Annotated in this window: 14 protein-coding genes; 2 read left to right on the top strand and 12 right to left on the bottom strand. The window is 72.3% G+C overall.

Annotated elements, in window-relative coordinates:
- Nucleotides 1-2 precede the first annotated feature (2 nt).
- The 4 genes from ACFWA7_RS00575 to ACFWA7_RS00560 all read right to left on the bottom strand — a co-directional run bounded on the left by ACFWA7_RS00575 (nt 3) and on the right by ACFWA7_RS00560 (nt 5961).
- Complete coding sequence (locus ACFWA7_RS00575) at nt 3-3014, bottom strand: hypothetical protein (RefSeq protein ID WP_385819934.1); 3012 nt, start codon at nt 3012-3014, stop codon at nt 3-5.
- An 88-nt stretch (nt 3015-3102) separates the two neighbouring features.
- On the bottom strand, nt 3103-3360 hold the full coding sequence (locus tag ACFWA7_RS00570) for a hypothetical protein (protein WP_385819932.1): 258 nt from the start codon (nt 3358-3360) through the stop codon (nt 3103-3105).
- Nucleotides 3361-3399: 39 nt separating this feature from the next.
- Complete coding sequence (locus tag ACFWA7_RS00565) at nt 3400-4281, bottom strand: hypothetical protein (RefSeq protein ID WP_385819930.1); 882 nt, start codon at nt 4279-4281, stop codon at nt 3400-3402.
- A 48-nt stretch (nt 4282-4329) separates the two neighbouring features.
- Nucleotides 4330-5961 carry an amidohydrolase family protein gene (locus tag ACFWA7_RS00560; protein ID WP_385819928.1) on the bottom strand — a complete coding sequence of 544 codons (1632 nt, stop codon included), beginning with the start codon at nt 5959-5961 and terminating at the stop codon, nt 4330-4332.
- Between the two features lie 143 nt (nt 5962-6104).
- Here ACFWA7_RS00560 and ACFWA7_RS00555 point away from each other — a divergent pair, with 143 nt between their 5' ends.
- The gene (locus ACFWA7_RS00555; protein WP_385819926.1) at nt 6105-6920 is read left to right on the top strand and encodes a uracil-DNA glycosylase family protein; all 816 of its coding nucleotides are present in this window, start codon (nt 6105-6107) and stop codon (nt 6918-6920) included.
- Between the two features lie 16 nt (nt 6921-6936).
- On the opposite strand, the gene ACFWA7_RS00550 is transcribed toward ACFWA7_RS00555, so the two are convergent.
- The 3 genes from ACFWA7_RS00550 to ACFWA7_RS00540 all read right to left on the bottom strand — a co-directional run bounded on the left by ACFWA7_RS00550 (nt 6937) and on the right by ACFWA7_RS00540 (nt 10126).
- Nucleotides 6937-7548, bottom strand: a complete 612-nt coding sequence (locus ACFWA7_RS00550) for a DUF4232 domain-containing protein (RefSeq protein WP_385819924.1) — start codon at nt 7546-7548, stop codon at nt 6937-6939.
- Nucleotides 7549-7679: 131 nt separating this feature from the next.
- Complete coding sequence (locus ACFWA7_RS00545; RefSeq protein WP_385819921.1) at nt 7680-8603, bottom strand: pentapeptide repeat-containing protein; 924 nt, start codon at nt 8601-8603, stop codon at nt 7680-7682.
- A 53-nt stretch (nt 8604-8656) separates the two neighbouring features.
- A complete protein-coding gene (locus ACFWA7_RS00540) occupies nt 8657-10126 on the bottom strand; it encodes a SulP family inorganic anion transporter (RefSeq protein ID WP_385536315.1) in 1470 nt (489 codons plus the stop codon).
- A gap of 328 nt (nt 10127-10454) precedes the next feature.
- Between ACFWA7_RS00540 and ACFWA7_RS00535 the strand changes: the two genes are divergently transcribed.
- The gene (locus ACFWA7_RS00535; RefSeq protein WP_385536317.1) at nt 10455-10811 is read left to right on the top strand and encodes a VOC family protein; all 357 of its coding nucleotides are present in this window, start codon (nt 10455-10457) and stop codon (nt 10809-10811) included.
- Between the two features lie 58 nt (nt 10812-10869).
- Here ACFWA7_RS00535 and ACFWA7_RS00530 read toward each other — a convergent pair whose 3' ends face one another.
- The 5 genes from ACFWA7_RS00530 to ACFWA7_RS00510 are packed head-to-tail and all read right to left on the bottom strand — an operon-like array spanning nt 10870 to nt 18233.
- Nucleotides 10870-13392 carry an acyl-CoA reductase gene (locus ACFWA7_RS00530; RefSeq protein WP_385536318.1) on the bottom strand — a complete coding sequence of 841 codons (2523 nt, stop codon included), beginning with the start codon at nt 13390-13392 and terminating at the stop codon, nt 10870-10872.
- Nucleotides 13389-14537 (bottom strand): acyl-protein synthase, encoded by a 1149-nt coding sequence (locus ACFWA7_RS00525; RefSeq protein WP_385536320.1) that lies wholly within the window; start codon nt 14535-14537, stop codon nt 13389-13391. Before ACFWA7_RS00525 ends, ACFWA7_RS00530 begins: the two co-directional genes overlap by 4 nt.
- Complete coding sequence (locus ACFWA7_RS00520) at nt 14534-15670, bottom strand: GNAT family N-acetyltransferase (RefSeq protein WP_385536322.1); 1137 nt, start codon at nt 15668-15670, stop codon at nt 14534-14536. Before ACFWA7_RS00520 ends, ACFWA7_RS00525 begins: the two co-directional genes overlap by 4 nt.
- Entirely contained in the window at nt 15667-16965 is a 1299-nt protein-coding gene (locus ACFWA7_RS00515; RefSeq protein WP_385819919.1) for an MFS transporter, read from the bottom strand. Before ACFWA7_RS00515 ends, ACFWA7_RS00520 begins: the two co-directional genes overlap by 4 nt.
- Nucleotides 16962-18233: a phenylacetate--CoA ligase family protein gene (locus ACFWA7_RS00510; protein ID WP_385819917.1), complete on the bottom strand. Its 1272-nt coding sequence runs from the start codon at nt 18231-18233 to the stop codon at nt 16962-16964. The genes ACFWA7_RS00515 and ACFWA7_RS00510 overlap by 4 nt, the downstream gene beginning before the upstream one ends.
- Nucleotides 18234-18259: the final 26 nt, after the last annotated feature.

The raw sequence follows: 18259 nt of genomic DNA, 5'->3' as shown, positions 1-18259 counted from the left end.
CCTCAGGACGCCTCCGCCCCGTCGATCAGTTCCTGCACCCGCTCCCCCATACAGCGCCCGAGGGCCTGGTACGCGTCGAACTGCCGGTGGTCGAACCACTGGTCACTGGTGCTGTCGTGCGGGAAGACCGGGTTGGCCGCCGCGTACGAGAGCAGTTCGTACGGCAGGTCCTTCGTCAGCGTGGTGCGGGCCACGATCAGGGTGCCGCGGCGGTCCCGGTGGCCGTCGATGTCCAGGTCCTCGGGGTAGGTGATGTCGCCGGTGACCACCGACGTACGGGACAGACGGGCGTTGAGCTCGGAGAGGACACTGGGGGGCTGGAGCGGGTCGCTGCTGCCGGGGACCAGGCCGGTCGGCTCGTGCAGGGTGATGGTGATGCCCAGTTCCTCGTGGGCGAGCGCGATCGCCTGGGCCAGGGTGGTGGCGAAGGGCGGGATGTCTCCGCTCGCGTCGATGCAGACCGCCGTCCGTACACCCTGCCGCAGGAGCTCGACCAGCCCGAGGTTCTCGTAGTGGCCGCCGTCGGTCACCAGCAGCAGCCGGTCGTCCATCGGGTAGCGGCCGAACACCTCGCGCAGCAGATACGGCAGTCGGCGGATCAGCGGCGCCGGGGGCAACGGCCAGCGCGGGGTGTTCCACTGCTCGGCAAGCGCGCCGGGGTTGGGCAGCCAGCTGCCCAGCCGTGCGTTGGAGAGGGCGAACAGCGTCTGGAAGGTGCGGGCCTGGGCCCCCATGGCCGAGGCGAAGGCCGCACCCGAGATCGCGACGGCCGACTGGACGGTCAGGTCCCGCGCGATGTGCCGCTTGGAGCGCTGCTCCAGACAGGCGGTGCAGGCGTAGCCCACATCGGGTCCGCCGACGTAGTCGTGGGAGAGCGTGTAGGAGACCGCCCGGCGGCCGGGCGGTGTGCGGTCGCTGCCGGAGAGGTTCGCCGCGCCGGCGAAGATGACCTGGGGGAAGTGCTCCTTGCGCGCGCCGTACTCGCTGAGTGTGGTGGTCTCGGTGGCGAAGTCGTACGGCCGGGCCACCTGCGTACCGTGCGTGCCGGGCAGGATCTCCCGGCGTACGGCGAACGCGGAGGCGAGCCGGCGGCGGTAGAAGGGGTGCAGGCTCATCCACGTCTGGTCCAGGAGCGAGCCGATGAACAGCAGCACGGCCGGGACGCAGATCCGCATCCACAGCGGCCAGGCCCAGCCGGTCGCCGTCGTCCAGCCGAGGACGAACAGGAAGACGACCGCGAGCACGACCAGCACGACCCACACCATCAGATACTGCAGCAGGCCGTTGGGCACGGCACGGCTCAGGCCCGACCGTCCCCGCACGACCTCCATCACCTTGGACAGCCCCGAGCGCACGGTCTGGCGCCGCCGCCACAGGGTGCCCACCAGCGCCGCGACATAGGTGACCAGTACGGTCAGGCCCGCGCCCACCGTGACGTCGGGGCGGCTGATCTGGTGCCGGGTCTGGAGGTAGACCGTCGACCAGGCGAGCAGCGGGAGCACGACGACCACCGCGGTCAGCGCGAGCGTCAGCACCACGAACGCCTGGAAGGCCCGGGCCAGCCAGCGGGCCACCTGGTCGGCGCGGTCCCAGACGTACGCGGCGAGCCACAGCAGCCAGATCCCGGCGGCGGCGACGAGCGTGTACGCGACCGTCCACACCGCCGGGTCGCGGAACGACGGGCGCGGTGGCGTGGCTGTGCAGTGGGCGCAGAAGCGGATGCCGGGCTTGGCGAGGTGGGTCAGGTCGGTCACCGGCACCTCGTGGTACGCCCAGCTCAGCACCAGCCCGATGGTGCCGGTCGCGGCGGCCAGCAGGAACAGGGACGCGAGCAGACCGCGCAGCAGCACTCCGAGGGCGACCATCCACTGTCCGGTGCCGTCGGCGACGTACTTGGAGTGCCGCCGCAGATGGTCCTCCTCGGGCGAGCCGGGGGCGAACACGTCCCTGGAGGTGAGGGTGTCGTTCAGGGCGAGTTGCATCGCGCCGACCGTGTATCCGCCGCCGGAGACGGAGACCAGGTACCGGGCCTCGCACAGCGACCGGCGCAGCGCCTGGAGGGCGCCGAGGGTGACGGTGGCCGAGCGGATGCCGCCCCCGGAGACGCAGAAGCCCAGCTTCGCGTGCTGTCGGCCGGGGGCCGTCGTGCTCTGGTAGCGCCAGTGCGCCGAGGGGATGCCCGGCTCGGCGTGCGGGTGGGTGACCCCGGTCGGCCAGACCCGCCCGTCGGCCTCCGCGACGGGCCACGGGGGAACCACCTCGGGGGTGGAGGTGGGGTGTTCGTGGCGGGGCGACGGGGTGGGCGCGTCGGCGTCCACGTGGGGGTGCTCGTCGTCCGCGTCCACGTGGGGGTGCTCGTCGTCCGCGTCCACGTGGGGGTGCTCGTCGTCCGCGTCCACGTGGGGGTGCTCGTCGTCCGCGTCCGCGTTCGCGGGTTGCTCGCGCCCGCGCGCGACCTCCTTCCATGTCCCCCTGCCCGCGCGGCTCGCCGTGGTGGCCCACACCATCGCGCCGATGACCGTGGAGGCCCCGAGCAGCGGCCACTTGACGGTCTCCAGCGCCGTGGCCGTGGCGAACGGCCAGTCACCGACGGCGCCGTGCACCCTCAACGCGCCGACGAGCAGACCGTTTTCGACCAGACCGAACACCGCACCGGCGAACGTGGCGATCATCGCCCAGTGGGAGACCTGACGGCCGCGCAGCCCGGAGTACGCGTGGTGCCCGATCAGGAACACGAGCAGCAGCGTCGCGGTGCCGCAGGCGAGCCACACCATATGGGCCACCAGCGCGTCCTGGAAGGCCGGGGCGTGCCCGTCGTACACCTGCTTGGCCGCCGTGGCCGTACCGGCGAGCTGGAGCCGGGCGATGTCGACGTCCGGGGCGCGCCACAGGAAGTAGGCGCCTCCGAGTGCCGCCGGAACGAGCGCTGCCCAGGCCCGCAGGAACCCCTGCTTGGCCGTGACGGGCCGGGCGGGCCGGGCAGCCGTCGGGGACGGCGGCGAGGAGTGAGGCATCGGGTCACCTCGTGAGGTCGGTCGTGGTGCGTGCCGTCCCGGTGGTCCACGGTCCCCCGGCCGTGGACCATCGGGACGGCGCGCGGGTCTAGTCCGGAGGTTCGTCCTCCGGTCCGAGTCCGCCGTCCGGGGCGGACTCCTCGGCACTGCGGTCGTCCAGTTCGCGCATACGGCGGTGGACGGCCTCGCGCAGGCTCTCCTTGCCGGGTGCCGGCGGTGTCGAGCGGGTCGCTTCCACCGGGGTCCCGGCCGGGCCGTCCTCCTGGCCTTCTCGGTCGGTCGCGTCCTGGCCGGACGTGTCGCCCTCGTTCAGACCGGACGGGCGGCGCTTGTCCTTCTCAGCCATCTCAACCCCTCCTTGCCGGGCGGGCCGGTACGCGGAGCGCTATCCATTGTCGTGCTTGCCGCCCTGCCAAGTGCCCTCGGTGACCTGCCCGGCCTTCAGCTCGTCGATCTGGCTGCGCCAGAGGTCGGCGCGGGAGGCGGTGGTCGCCTGGACGGCGGCCGTGAGTGTCCTCGCGGCGGAGAAGCGTTCGGACTCCGGGCCGCTGGCGGCGATCCGCGCGTTGGTCTTCGTATGCGCGTCGATGGCGGAGCGGAGGCTGCCTCCACGGGCGGTCAGCTTGCCCAGGTCGCGGAAGGTGGGTTTCTCCGTATCGAACCAGATCTGCTGCCACCAGTGGTCGCTGACCGGTTCGCGCCAGCTCAGGTATCCGCCTTCGAGGATCTTGCGCGGGGCGTCGAGCTTGCCGGTGAAGCTGTAGCGCACACCGGGAGCGGTGACGGGGTCGTAGAAGTGCGGGGTGAAGAAGTCCGAGACCAGAAATCCGTTGATGGTGTAGCCGTTCTCGGGCGCCTCGGACGGGTCGGCGACCTCGACGAGGAACTCCACCACTCCCTGGTCCTTCTTCGGCGACTGCCCCGCCACCACCCGGCTGCCGAAGGGGTCGCAGAGCATCTCCAGCATTTCGTGGCTGGCGGTCAGCGACCAGCTGTCGCTGTACTGGATCAGGGAGAACGGCTGACCGTTCTTGTCCATGTGGACACCGGCCGCACCGGGTTCACCGATGTCGTCGCGGACGATCATCGGCCAATAGCCGACGGGCACGTCGTGGAGGCTGTCGAAGGCGTCGACGGACGCGGGGATCTGCCACAGCGGCGCGAAGTCCCGGATGGCCTGCTTCTGGAGGGCGGCGGCCACACGGGTGAGCTGTGAGGAGGTGATCTCATCGGTCTCTGATACGAGGGCGAGCTGGGTGACCAGCATGCGGGGCTCCTTGTCGGCCGGAAACGGGTTTCCACGGGCACGGGGTGGTCAGGTCAGCAGTCGGGACAGCGCGCCGGCGTACTCGGCGGGCAGGTTCGCCTCGTCGGCCAGGGTGTGCAGGAAGGTGCGGTCGCCGGAGGCGGTCAGAGCGTCGAGCACCACCGGTTCGAGCTCGGCCGGTGCGGCGGTGAGCACGCCGATGCCGGGCCCGGACAGGTGCGTCGCGCCGCTCGCGCTCCGCACCGGCAGTCGGGGTCGCAGCTCGGCGCCGGTGGGCTCGATCTCGTCCAGGGCCAACCGCCACCGCACCCTCCCGTCGGGCGACGCGGTGATCGGCGGGACGGGGGCGTCGGCGAGGGCCGGGAGGTCGGCCAGCGCGTCGGTGAGCCGGTCGGTGGCGTCGCCGATGGTCAGCCCGGCCACGATGGTGTCGGCCGTGCCGTCGTGCAGATGCAGTACGTGATCCGCCGACATACCGGGGACCTGCTCCAGGACTTCGCCCGGGGCCAGGGCGTGCATGAGCCGACGGGATCCGTATCGGGCGACACCGTCGACGGCGACCAGGCGGATGTCCTTGTCGCGGGCGTCGATGAGCGAGGTGTACGGGTCGCCGCCGGCGCCGTCGACGACGATGAAGTCCGCGCGCATTCCGGCGCTCAGCGATCCCAGGGCCGTGTCCCAGCGCAGGATCCGGGCCGCGTCGCGGGTGGCCATGGCGACCAGCTCGTGGTCGCTGAACACGGATCCGGCGGCGGTGGAGGCCAGCCGGGCGGCCTTGAGCTCGCCGAGCAGCCCCTTGCTCCCCGACACCGACCAGTCCGAGCCCAGCCCCATCAGCACACCGGCCGCTTTGGCGGCGGCGATGTCCGCGGTCTTTCCGTACAGCAGGAGGTTGGAGAGCGGCGACCACACCATGGAGCCGCCGTGTGCGGCGAAGACGGTGAAGTCGTCGGCCGTCAGGCCGGTGCAGTGGATACCCACCAGGTTCTCGGTGATCGCCCAGGTGCCGGGCTTGAACTGGAGGGCCTGGAAGTGCGCCCGGGCGGCCGCGTCGGTGCCCTCCGCCAGATGGAGGAGCAGCCGGTGCGGCTGCTTGAGCCGGGCCAGGAACTTCTCGGCGTCGCCGGCCTCCACGTCGGCGATGCGCGAGGCCGCCTCGGGCAGGTCCGGCGCGTCGGTCTGCTCGACGTTGCGGACGATGCCCCGGTACATACGGCGGGCGCCCGCGTTGCTGAACAGGGCGATGCCCTGGCTGGTGGTGGTGCCGTTGACCAGGGCCTTGGCCTCGACGTACCGCACGACGGCGGGCATCAGGCGGGGGTCCTGGCCGAGCACCTTCATCGGTCCGGTGACCAGGGTGCGGTAGGCGGGGTTGCCGCTGCCGCCCCACTGCGAGCGGTTGCCGTACTTCTTCGGCACCTGCCACAGCGGCAGCACGTCGTACGGCAGGTGGTTGTGCAGCTCGATCAGCCCCGGGTAGACCGAGCCCCGGGTGTCCACGGGCACCACCGCCTCGAAGCCCGGTGGGGCGGGCGCGGTGGCCGGGAGCGCCGCCTCGATGTGTGTGCCGGACACATAGAGGGTGCCGTCCTCGATCACGGTGCCTGCCGCGTCGAGGGTGACGATCCGTCCGCGCAGGGCGAACCGGCCGGTATCCGGGGCATCTGCTCCAGGCGACATGCGGGTCCCTTCTCGCCACCCCCGAGAGGCACGGATGAACACCGCATATCGGATGAACATCACTTAATAGACAACATGCCGTAATGTCATCCAGCGATCACCTTCTGTCATGCCTGATCGCCCGCATGGAGTAGGAGCAGCGCATGCACCCCTTCGACCCCGGTTACGCACAGGATCCGTACGCCACGCTCGTGCGCGACTACCCCGGCGCCGACGTCTACCCGGCCGCCGACTTCCGCGTGGAGTGGGGCCCGGTCTTCCACCGCGGGCGCCTCGACGGCACGGCCCGGGTGCTGGTCATCGGGCAGGACCCGGCCTCCCACGAGGCCATCACCCGCCGGATCCTCGTCGGCACCGCGGGCCGCCGCTTCCAGGGCTTCCTGGCCAAACTCGGCATCGACACGAGTTACGTCATGGTCAACACGTATGTGTACAGCGTGTTCGGGCAGCACGGCGGCAACGCCCACGCCAACGACGAGAACATCGCCGCGTACCGGCACGGCTGGCTGGACGCCCTCGTCGCCCACCAGCCCATCGAGGCCGTGATCGCGCTGGGCGGCCTCGCGGACACCGCGTACCAGACCTGGCGGAAGACCCCCTCGGGCGCCGCGTTCACCGGCGCCTACCAGCACATCATCCATCCCACCTTCCCCGACAGCGCGGCGGGCTCCGGGACCGACCCGGCGGCGGCCATGGCCAAGCTGCTGACGAACTGGAACGACGCCCTCAACGCGCTGCACGGCACGGTCACGCCCGACACGAGCCGCCCGCTCGCTCTCTACGGCAGCACCCTGACCCCGGCCGACCTCGCCACCATCCCTTCGGTGGACCTCCCGCCGGGGCTCCCGGCGTGGATGCGCTCCGACGAACCGTGGGCCAGCCGCCAGGGTGCGACCCCGGCGGAGAAGCGCGCCACGATCATCGTCCAGATCCCCCCGGACCAACGCCCGTTCTCCTGAGACCCCCGCATCCGCCCTACTTGGCGCCGACCGGACTCACATACGTACCGGGGTGCGTGGCCGCGTCCTGGAGCAGGATCGATCCGACCGGCCACGGCAGGGTGTGGGAGTGCGTCTCTCCCGGCGGGGTGACCACGATGCGAGTGGGCTTGAACTCGTTGCCGCTGCCCTGGATATAGGGCAGGTAGAAGATGTTGAAGGTGGTGGTGGCGCCCGGCCGCACCGTGACCCGATGCGGCTGTACGGCGGTCTGCCGGACCAGCGACCACGTCAGGGGCCCGGCGAGGTCCACGCCCGGATACCCGGTCATCACACAGGACTTGGCGCCCTTGTTGGTAAGCGTGATGGTCAGCGCGTACTGGATGTTGGGGTTCTTGGCGCGGCTGGTCGGCACGATCGCGAAGCCGAGGCCGGCGGTCCGGCAGCGCCCGCCGGAGGCGGCGCCGCCCGATCCCGACGGCGTCGGCCCTGTGCTGCCCCCGCCGTCCGGCACGGTCCCGGTGGCGGACGCACTCGGAACGCCGCTGGTGGCCGCCGCCTCCCCCGAGTGGTCGCCACCGCAACCGCTCAGCGTCAGACCGGCGGCCACGACGGCGACGGCGGGACGGCGAAATCGGGAACGCGACACAGCGGGCTCCTCACCCTCGTACTCCACACAGCCACTCACGGAACGGGACGCTCCGCACACCACAAGGACGCGTACCACCCTGATGCGGTTTCAGGCATGCCGACGACGGCGCCCGGCGCCCGGCGCCGTGTTCACGGGGTTGTGCGCAGCTTGCTCTCCACCGCGGGAGGCAGCTTCGTCCCCTCTTCGAGCACCGCCCCGCCCACCTGCTCCGGTGTCAGACCGACTGCCGTCGACAGGTCCGCGTTGACCAGGCGCGCGCCCGCGAGGTGTGTCTCCTTGAGGCTGGCGCCTCGTAGGTCGGAACCCCTCAGGACGGCGCCTTCCAGATGCGCCCGGCCGAGCCAGGCGCCACCGAGGAAGGTATCCCTCAGCCATGCCTCCTCCAAGTGCGCGCCGATCAGATTGGCGCGCTCCAGGTGGGCGCCGCCGAGGCGCACGCGCGCCAGCCGGGCGTCCTGGAGGTCCGCTCCCCGCAGGTCCGTACGCCGCAGGTCGATGCGGAACGGCTCCTCCAGCGGCGGCCGCCTGCCCAGGACCGTCAGGGCGGCCTGCACGGACTCCTCGGGCGGCGCCGCGGAAGGGGGCAACTCCGCGTCGGGGGACACCGTCACCTGGTCCCGGACGAACGCCGCCAGGACCTCGACCACCGTGAGGTGGTCCTTGGCGGAGTCCCGCATGATCCGCTCCAGCGCGTAGATACCGCCGAGGCGCTCGACCGTACGCTCCGACGCGAGCAGCTTGATGGCCTCCACATAGCGGCCGGTCACCTGCCCGTCCCGGGCGATCCCGGCCTGCTCGCGGTCCCGGTCGCGGGTGTGTCGCAGCGTACGGTCGGTGTAGTAGAGGCCCGCCCCGGCGACCGCCCCGGCGCCGAGGGCGACCAGTGCCGTACGGAAGCCCGTGATCACCACACCGTCGGCCGGCTGGAGGTCCCGCCGGCGCAGCCGGTCGCCGTCCAGCCACCACGGGCCCTGCCACAACAGCAGGGCGTAGCCGACGAAGGCGGCGGCCAGCAGCGCAAGCACCAGTGCACGCGTCCGGCTCCGTTTCATACGCAGGAGCATGTCCTCGCAGGAGTGGCCGCATGCGCGGCGGTCCCGGCCTCTCAGGCGGGATGCACCAGCCGCACCTCTTCGCCGCTCGCCCGGTTGTGTTCGTCCGCCCAGTTCTGCAACGCGTTCAGACACGCGTGGTCCAGGTGGCGCAGTCCGGCCAGATGCAGGTGTACGGCCCGGTCCTTGGGGAGTTTCTCCAGCGTTTCCAGGATGCGGGGCAGCCGCAGGAACGTGGCGTTGCCGATCACCTGGGCGCTGACCAGCCCTGCCCCGTCGTCCGTGACCTCGATGTGGACGTGGGAGGTTTCCCAGGCGGCCTTGACCACGGCCAGCAGCAGACCGATGAGGACTCCCTCGAACATGTTGGTGAGGAGGATCGCCAGCGCCGTCGCCGCCAGCACCACCGCCTCGCCCCTGTGGGACCTCCACAGCCCCAGCATCCCTTTCACCGGCAGGAGTTTGAAACCGGCGTGGACGAGGACACCGGCGAGCGCCGCGGTGGGTACGTAGGTGAGCGCGCCGGGCAGCAGCGCGGCGAACAGCAGGAGCCAGACGCCGTGCAGCACGCGCGACGCCTTGGTGCGGGCACCTGCCTGCACATTGGCGGCGCTGCGCACGATGACCGCGGTCATGGGCAGGGCGCCGAGCAGCCCGCACACCGTGTTTCCCATCCCCTGCGCCATCAGCTCCTTGTCGTAGTCGGTGCGCGGCCCGGTGTGCAGCCGGTCGACCGCCGCCGCGCTGAACAAGGACTCGGCGGAGGCGATCAGCGCGAACGCGAGCACCGTGGCCAGCAGCCCCGTGTCCGCGAGCTTCGCGAACTCCGAGGAGCCCGGCGGCTGGACGGCGGAGGCGAGGCCGCTCACCCGCACCCGTGCCACCGGCAGGCCGAGCAGGACCGTCAGGGCGGTGGCGCCGCCCACGGCGGCCAGTGCGCCGGGCAGCAGTCGGCAGCGGGCGGGCAGCCTCTTCCAGCCCGCCGTCACGACGAGGGTGCCCGCGCCGACGGCAAGGGCCGTGAGTGCGGTCGCGGAGTGCGCGACCTCCGCGGCCAGGCCCGGCAGGCCCGTGATGTTCGGCACGCCCGCGCCGGGGCCCTTGCGGTCGGCGAGGATGTAGAGCTGACCGGCGATCAGGAGCAGGCCGATGCCCGCCAGCATGCCCTCCACCACGGCAAGCGAGATGGCACGGAACCAGCGGCCCATCCGCAGGGCCCCGAGCGCGAGTTGGATGAGTCCTGCCATCAGGACGACGACGCCCAGCGCGGCGAGGCCGTATTCGGTGACGGCGGTGTAGACGAGGACGGTCAGACCGGCCGCGGGACCGGACACCTGCAGACTGCTCCCGGGCAGCAGTCCGGCGACCAGTCCGCCGACTATGCCGGTGATCAGGCCGAGTTCGGCGGGGACGCCGGAGGCGACCGCCACGCCCACGCACAGCGGCAGCGCGACGAGGAAGACGACGAGGGACGCGGCGATGTCGGTGCGCAGCACACGGGCCGGCGCTGGACGTGTGGTCATGGCGTTCCGTTCTGTCGGTGGAGGGAAGGAACGTCGCGGACTGTCGCGACCGGGCAAGCGGCCCAGGGTGCGGCGTGGGAACACGTGCGGCAGCAGCGGACAGAGCCGGGCCGGGTGCCGTCGGGAAGGTAGGTATGAGCATGGTCGGCGCTCTGTCGCGGCGGATAGGGGCGGCAAGGAGCACGCGAAGAGCGCACCGGGATCATGACCGGCTCACGTCCGGGTCCTGTGAGCCGTCACGGTGGTGCCCCGTGTGCCCGGGGCGCGGGCGCCGCCTCTGATACTCCTGGGGCGACGGAGACGCCCCTGTTCCCACTTGGAGATCGCGATGGCCGTTCGCCGCGTAGTGCCCAACATCCGGTCGGAAGGGGCGCAAGCCGTGCCTCGAAGCCGGGAGTTCTACGGCCTGTTGGGCTTCGAGGAGGTGATGAACCACGGCTGGATCATGACGCTCGCCTCGCCGTCCGCCCCGGCGGCGCAGGTCAGCTTCATGTCCGAGGACAAGACCGCGCCGGTCGTGCCCGACCTGAGCGTCGAGGTGGACGACGTGGACGCGGCGTACGCGGCCGTGCGGGAGAGCGGCGCGGAGATCGTGTATCCGCTGCAGGACGAGGAGTGGGGCGTGCGCCGGTTCTTCGTACGCGATCCCAACGGCCGGGTGGTGAACGTGCTGGGGCACCGCTGACAGGTCCCCCGGAGTCCCTGTCGGCCCGGGAGGTGCGCCCGGGCCGACAGGCGAAGACCTACACGCGCAGGTCCACCACCGAGCGCAGTTTTCCGCTGGTGGGGCTGCGGTCCAGGGACGCGCCGTCCACCGCCTCGACCGTGAGGTCGAGGAGCCGCTCGGTCACGGCCGAGCGCAGCTCGGGGTAGTCGGCCAGGAAGGCCTCGCGCAGCAGCTCGGTGTCCACCGCGCCGGAGCGTTCCACGCGGACGGTGAGCCGTTCGCGGGCGTCCTGCCGGGCGAGGACGGTCTGGAGTTCGCCGCTGTAGCCGGTCCGTTCCTGCGCGATGGCCGCGAAGCGGCGGTGGTTGAGGAAGTACGTGGCCACCCGCATCACGTCCCCGGTCCTGCCGCGCAGCTCGAAGCGGGGTGCGTGGCTGCCGCAGGGGCAGCGGCCGTCGACCGCGCGGCCGAGGTCGCCGATCACATAACGCCCGAGGTGCTGGCCGCGCCGGGCGTGCGTGGTGAAGACCAGACGGCCCGTCTCGCCCGGCGCCACCGGCCGGTCGGCGGCGAGGTCGAGTATCTCCATGGTGTGCAGATCGGCGTGGAGGTGGTGCACGCCGCCGGTGCTCTCGGTGCACTGGTAGCCGAGCGGGCCCAGGTCGGTGCTGCCGTACGTGATGGACCGGACGACCTCGATGCCGAAGGTGTCCCGCAGGGTGCGCCGCTGTGCGTCGGTGAAGTGCTCGCCACCGTAGAACACCTTGCGGATGCCGCCGTACTCGCGCAGCGCGTCCGCCTCCTCGTGCAGCAGCTGCCACAGGTAGGAGGGCATACCGAAGAGGGTGTCCGCCTTGTGGTCGATCAGCGCCTGGGCCGTGGCCCGGTGGTCGGGGCCGGCCGAGAGCGGCAGTTGGACGCCGCCGAGGCGCTCCAGGATGGAGAAGAAGCTGATGAAGCTGCCGTACATACCGCCGCAGTAGAAGAGGTTGGCGGTGCGGTCCCCCATCGGGTCGTAGCCCGCGGCGAGCAGACCGCGGGCGGCGGCGTGCATCTGGGTGTCGTAGTCGTCGTAGCTGAACAGGGAGAGCGCCGGGGCGCCGGTGCTGCCGCCGCTGCGGAAGTACAGCTCGGCATCGGCCCTGGCGACATGGCGGTTGAGCTCCTGGGCCTCCTCCTTGCCGGTCAGCGGGCCGCTGGGCGGCGGCAGGACGACCGGCCGGGCCAGGTCGTCCAGACAGGCGGTGGTGGCGAACCGGGCGTCGGCCTGGACCGCGACGCGGCGGCTGTAGCGCTGGAGCGCGTACACGCCGTCGTGCGGCTCGCCCGAGTAGCCGCTGAGCATGGCGCCGACGGGGGTGACGCGGGTGACGCCCGCGGCGAAGGCGGCGCGGGAGAGTTCGGCGGTGTCGGTCGGGCTCGCCGCGATGCCCGCGGTCTGCAGGTACCGGCGCATGGGGCGCAGGGCGCCGATCAGCTTCTCGCGCGGCAGCGGCTTGACCCACACACTGCGGTGCAGCGGCGAGGCGGTGAGGGCGGACCGGGTGTCGGCCATGACCCGCCAGGAGCCGTCGGGGGCGGCGAACACCCGGGTCAGACCGAGGTGTTCCTCAAGGCGGGCGACGAGCTCGGTGGTGGTCAGCTCGGCCTGCTCGGCGATGCCGGGGCCGTCGGGGCCGGGCACGGCGGCGGGCCGGGCTGCCAGTACGTCGGCGAAGCGCTCGGCGAAGGTGAAGACGTCCTGCTCGTCCTCGGTGTCGAGGTAGACCACCTGGGGGCTGGAGCAGGCCTGCTGCTCGTACAGGCACACGTCGGCCGCCAGCGCCTCCAGCGTCGCGGGCTCGTGCCAGGCGTCGCGGGTGAGGTAGGCGAAGGAGATGCGGTGTCCCCACTCCACCAGGCGGCAGCCGGGCGGCACATGGGCGGCGACCCCTTCCACCGCGCTCTCGCCGCCCCAGACGGCGACCGCGTCGGCGGGCGCGCACATCAGCTCCAGCCACTCCTCGCGGGAGGAGGAGAAGCGCAGCACGATGACGCGGGCGGCGAGGGCGCCGGTGGTGTCGAGCGCGGCGAGCTCGGCCAGCAGGTGCTGGGTGAGCAGGGTGTCGCCGCTGCTGGTCTTGAGGATGTTGACGTTCCCCGCGAGCAGGCCCTCGACGATGCTGAGCGGGGCGACGGTGGCCGCGTTGCCCGGCGCGATATGGGCGACCAGGCCGACCGGCGCCCAGGCCTCGTACACCGTCTCGCGGGCGTCGGGCCGGTTCAGCCGTCCCGGAGCGGTGCCGCCGAGTTCGCGGCGCAGCTTGCGGGTGAGCTCGGTCCGGCTGAGGTAGGTGCCCAGCTCGCCGAGGACGGCGGGGTCCTCGCCCTCGGGCAGATGCCCCGCGAGCCGGTTCCGTACCGGGTTCCGCTCATCGCGCAGGGCCGTGGCGAGCGCGTCGCAGGCGGCAAGGACCGTCTCGGTCTCCAGCGGGCTCGCGAGCGCCTCCTCGACGGCGGCGGGCAGCGCGGCGAGGCGCCGCCCGGCCTCCTCGTCCCCGATGAACGCGCCCTGCCAGTAGTGGTGTTGGTCTGCCCGGTCCATGGTCTGCACGGTCACGACATGCCCTTCATCAGTTCGGCGGCGGCCACCGCGCAGCTCTTGTTGCGGCTCACTCCGGCGCGTCCGTGGACGGTGAACCAGTCGGTGCCCAGCTCGCACGCGCACTCGTCGCCGGGGTGCAGCGAGGCGAGGTCGCCCATGACGACGCTCTGCGCCGGTACGGAGGTGATGTACGGGGAGACGAGGTGCAGATAGCCGGTCTCGCCGTACGGCAGGGGCTCCAGGGTGCTGGTGGAGAGGATGGCGACGCGGGACCAGACGGGGGCGTGCAGCCGGTGGTGGTCGCACTCGATGTACGGGATGCAGTGCTCGACGGAGCCGAAGGTGTCGCGGATGCGGTCGCCGGGGATGCCGAGCTGCTCGGTGACGCGGGCGTACAGCTCGTCCTTGCCGATGCGCCGGTCGGCGTGCCCCTTCCAGCCGCCGCCCAGGACGACCAGGGAGCCCTCGGGCAGGCGCAGGGGCGGCAGCCCCATGGCGCGCATCCGCTCCAGGGTGAAGTAGAGGAAGGCGGGGAAGCCGAGGATGCGGACGGGAGCGCCGTCGTTCTCGAAGCGGCGCAGCGCGGCGACGCAGCCGAACGGGTCGAACTCGTGGCCGTTGCCGGTGTTGCGCAGCGCGTACTCGACGGTGCGGGCCGGGGCGAAGTCGCAGAGGTAGTTGTCGGTGAAGGCGGTGCCGAGGTTGAGGGAGGGTGCCGGTTCGTAGCTGTAGAGGAGGTAGTTGACCTCCTGGTCGGGGGTGATCCAGCCGTTGCGCTGGAAGATGCGGGCGACCATGCGCTGGGCGGAGCGGATGGTCCAGCGGTCGAAGAACATCTGCGACTTCTGGCCGGTGGTGCCGGAGGAGGTCAGGTGCAGGTCGACGTCCTCGCGCGGGATGGAAAGCACTTCGTGGCGCTTGAAGAAGTTGGCGTGCACCAGCGGGGCGCGGTACGGCTGCGCGGGCGGCGCCGCCTCGTACAGCGAGCGGAAGAACGGGGAGCGTTCGGCGTGCCAGGCGTTGGTCTCCGCCATGGCCGCGGCGAACAGCTCGTCCTCGGCGGGCCCGCAGGCGTACGGGTCGGTCAGGTCGCACAGTTCCTGCACATGGGGCAGGAGGGCGGGGTCGGGGACGCCGACCGGGGCGAGATGGGGGTTCATGAGGCAACCTCTAGTGTGGGCAGGTAGGTCGACGCCCAGGCCGACAGGTAACAGTCGAGATAGGGCTGGAGGGGCGGCTCGACGACGACGCCGCGGAAGTCGATCTGCTCGGTGGTGCGCGAGAGCACGACGTAGTCGTGGAAGCCGTCGCCGTCCGCGCGCATCGCCGGGTAGAGCGCGCCCGCGACGAACCCCTGGGCCAGGAACGCCGAGAGCGCCTGGTGGTGTGCGAGCGGCACCAGCGCCTCCACATAGCCCGCCCCGGCCCGGGTCAGGGTCCGGGTGACGGGTTCGAGGTGGGCGGCGGCAGCGGCGGGGTCGGGGTGGGCGGTCAGGAGCGAGCAGTAGCCGCCGGTGCGGTTGAAGTACGCGTAGACCTCGAACCGGCCGTCGTCGGGGGTGAGCAGCACGTTGGGCGTGTGCAGCGGGTAGAACCAGCCGGCCGTGCCGGGGAAGCGCTCGCGGAAGCGGCGGCGCACGAAGGCGGGCGCCTCGATCATCTCAAGGCGCTCGACGGGCCCGCGCCCGGCCGCCGGGAGCGGTCCGGTGGCGCGGACGTCCCCGTAGCTGACGCCCAGACAGCTCTCCACGGCCTTCAGAAGCGGCAGCAGCGGGGCGGGCACCTCGGTCACCGGCACGCGGCGCTCCAGCACACCGGCCGAGTGACGCGCGTAGAGTGCGAGGCTCTCGCGGCTGCTCAGATCCACGGCGTTGGGCAGGACGCCCAACGGGCGGAAGCCGTTGCGGGCGACGACGCGCTGGGGTCCGGCGCTGACCGTACGGACCGTCGCGTACACCGAGTCCAGCCGCCCGCTGTCCAGCATCCCGGCGCACAGCGCCTCGGTGAGTGTGGCGGCCAGGCCGCCGGAGCGGTGCTCGGGGTGCACGGCGAGGCCTTCGAGGCGGCCGATCCGGCTGCCCGGCTCGCCGTGGATGGCGGCCGACGCGGCCAGGGCGCCGGTGTCCGGGCAGCGGGCCACCAGCCACAGGGAGTCGGGGTCCTGGATGAGCCGGGCCATCTCGGCCGGGTCGGTGCCGAGCCCGGCCGGGTAGTGGGGTCCGTAGACGGCGTAGTAGAGCTGGCGCAGCTCGGCGATGTCGGCGCCGGTGGCCGGTGCGACACGGGCGCTCATCGCTCGCCCCCGACGGGCTCGGGGGTGCGGTCGGCGGTACCGGCCGAACTCGCCCCGCTTTCCCGCGAGTTACGGGAGCCCAGCAGGGCCAGGGCAGCGGCGGCCGGCAGCAGACCGGCGGCCTGCACCAGGCACAGCGTCTGCGCCGAGAGGTGGTCCCCCGCCAGGCCGAACAGCAGCGAGGCCACCGGGAAGGAGGCGCCCAGGACGGCCTGCATCACCGCGAAGAAGCCGGGCTTGTCGGCGGCGGGCACCAGCCGCTGGAACAGGGCCACGAAGCGGACCCCGATCACCCCCACGCTCCAGCCGGCCACGACCAGGCACCCCGCGAAGACCAGTCGCCCCGCGACGAGGCCCGGCAGCGCGAGGGCGAACGCCATCAGCGCCAGGCAGTAGGCGCCGGTGACGGTGGGCCGCCCCGGCACCCGGGCGCCGGTGAACGAGCCGATGAGCGTGCCGCACCCCAGGGACGCCTCCAGGAGGGCCACGGTGGAGCCGCCGTCGCCGAGGACGGTCCGGGTGTAGAGCGGGATGACGACGAAGACGGCGGTGGTGAACAGGTTGGCCGCGGTGAAGCAGATCAGGATCCGCCGTACGTACGGGAGTCCGCCGAGGATGTCGCGGAGCGTGCGCCGCTCGGGCGCGGCCGTCGTGTCCCCTTCGCCCTCGGCGCCGGGTGCGGCGGTACGGAAGCGGACGCCCGCGACGAGCAGCGCCGCGGCGAGGTAGGCGGCCCCGCAGCCCGCGCCGAGCCCGGCCACGCCCGCGCGGTCGACGGTCACGGCCCCGAGCAGCGCCCCGCCGAGACCGGCCAGGGACTGGGTGGACAGCTCGAAGCCGGTGGCCGTCTCGATGTCCTCGTCGTCGACGAGTTCGGGCACCGAGGTGGTCAGACAGGGGTCGAAGAAGGCCTGGCAGGTGGCCAGGGCGAGGGTCGCGCCATAGACGGCGGGCAGTGGCAGACCGCTCGTCCACGCCCAGACGGCCAGGGCGACGGCGACGGCCCCGGCCACCGCGGCGGCCGTGCGCAGCACGGAGCGGTGGGCGGTGCGGGCGACGACGCGGGCCACCACCGGGGCGAGGGCCACGGCGGGCAGGGTGCTCACGGCCATGAAGAGACCGGAGGCCAGGCCCCGGCCGCCGTCGACCGCGTAGGCCACCAGCCACCAGGAGACGCCGACTTGGAACATACGGACCGCGGCCTGGGTCAGGACCTGGCTCAGCCACACGGCGCCGAAGGCGCGGTTGCGCAGGACGAGCGGCCGGCGGCCCTCCTCCACGAGGGTGGCGCTCATGCGGTCGGCCTCTCGTCCAGGACGCGGAAGAGCTTGCCCGAGCGCGGGTTGACGGCGAGGTCGCGGTGGCGCGCCCACTCGACGGAGAGCGGGTGCACGAATCCGGTGCTCACACTGTCCGGATACAGCGGCCGGGCGCTCTCCAGCTCGGTGACGACGGCCTTGGCGAGCAGTTCGAGGGCGGCCGGGTCGTCGTCGCCCGGGGCGGTGGCGAGCCGCAGCACCAGCCCGTCGCGGCCCTCCCAGCGGCGCACGACCAGTTGCATGCCGACGATGCGGCCCCCGGTGTCCGCCTGGGCGACGGCGTCCTGGGCGTCCTGCGAGTACAGGGAGACCGGCCCCACCCGGACGCCCTCCTCGGCGCGGCCGAGGATACGGAAGTGGCCGGACTCGGTGTCGCTCCACTCGGCGCGGTCGCCCGCGGGATAGCGGATGACGGGCATCAGACGGCGGAACAGGCTGGTCACCACGACCCTGCCGGGCCGTCCGGGCTCGGTGATGGGCTCCCCCGTGGTGTCGTCGAGGATCTCGACGATGGAGTGCGGGGTGAAGGCGCGGTGCACCCGGGTGTCGGGGCCGGGCACGGGGCGGCCGAGCAGCCCCGCGTCGACGCTGGCGTAACCGACCGAACGGATCGCCGCGTTGGGGAACGCGGCGGCCAGCAGCCGCCGCTGGTCGGCGAAGAGGGCCTCGCCGCCGAAGAGGACCAGCTCCACCGCGTCGAGCCGCAGGCCCGCCGCCAGGATGTGCTCGGCGAGGCGGCACAGCGTGGTGGAGGTGCCCGCCACGACCTGCGCCGCGAAGTCGCGCAGGGTCGGGACCGTCGACTCAAGCGGCGCGGCGCCGCCGATGGGCAGCCGTACGTTGTCGACGGGGGCGTGGGCGAGCGAGTCGAGGATGAAGAGGAAGCTGGCGTAGAGCTCGCCCGCGTAGAAGAGGTCCGCGACGCGGTGGCCCGGGCGCAGCCCGGTGTCCACCAGGCCCTGGCCGAAGGCGGTCACGAAGGTGCGCCACTCGTCGCGGGTGTAGACGGAGAACTTGGGCGCCCCGGTGGTGCCGCCGGTCTTGTAGACGGTCGCCTCACTGAGGGGGCCGGTCAGGACGCGGTTGTCGTCGAGGGTGTTGGCCGCCCAGAACTTCTCCTGGTCCACGACCGGCAGGTCGGTGAGCCGGTCGGCGTCCGGCGGAAGGGACGCGTAAAGGTCCTGGTAGAAGGGCGAGTTGTGACGGGCGAACCGGATGAGGTCCGAAAGCTGCTGGGCGGACATGCGGCCTTTGCCTAGGTGTACGGAAC

The sequence above is a fragment of the Streptomyces sp. NPDC059994 genome (genome assembly GCF_042737755.1).
GTDB lineage: Bacteria > Actinomycetota > Actinomycetes > Streptomycetales > Streptomycetaceae > Streptomyces.
Note: the sequence above shows the minus strand (reverse complement) of the source record. Positions and strands in the feature narration are given on the sequence as shown.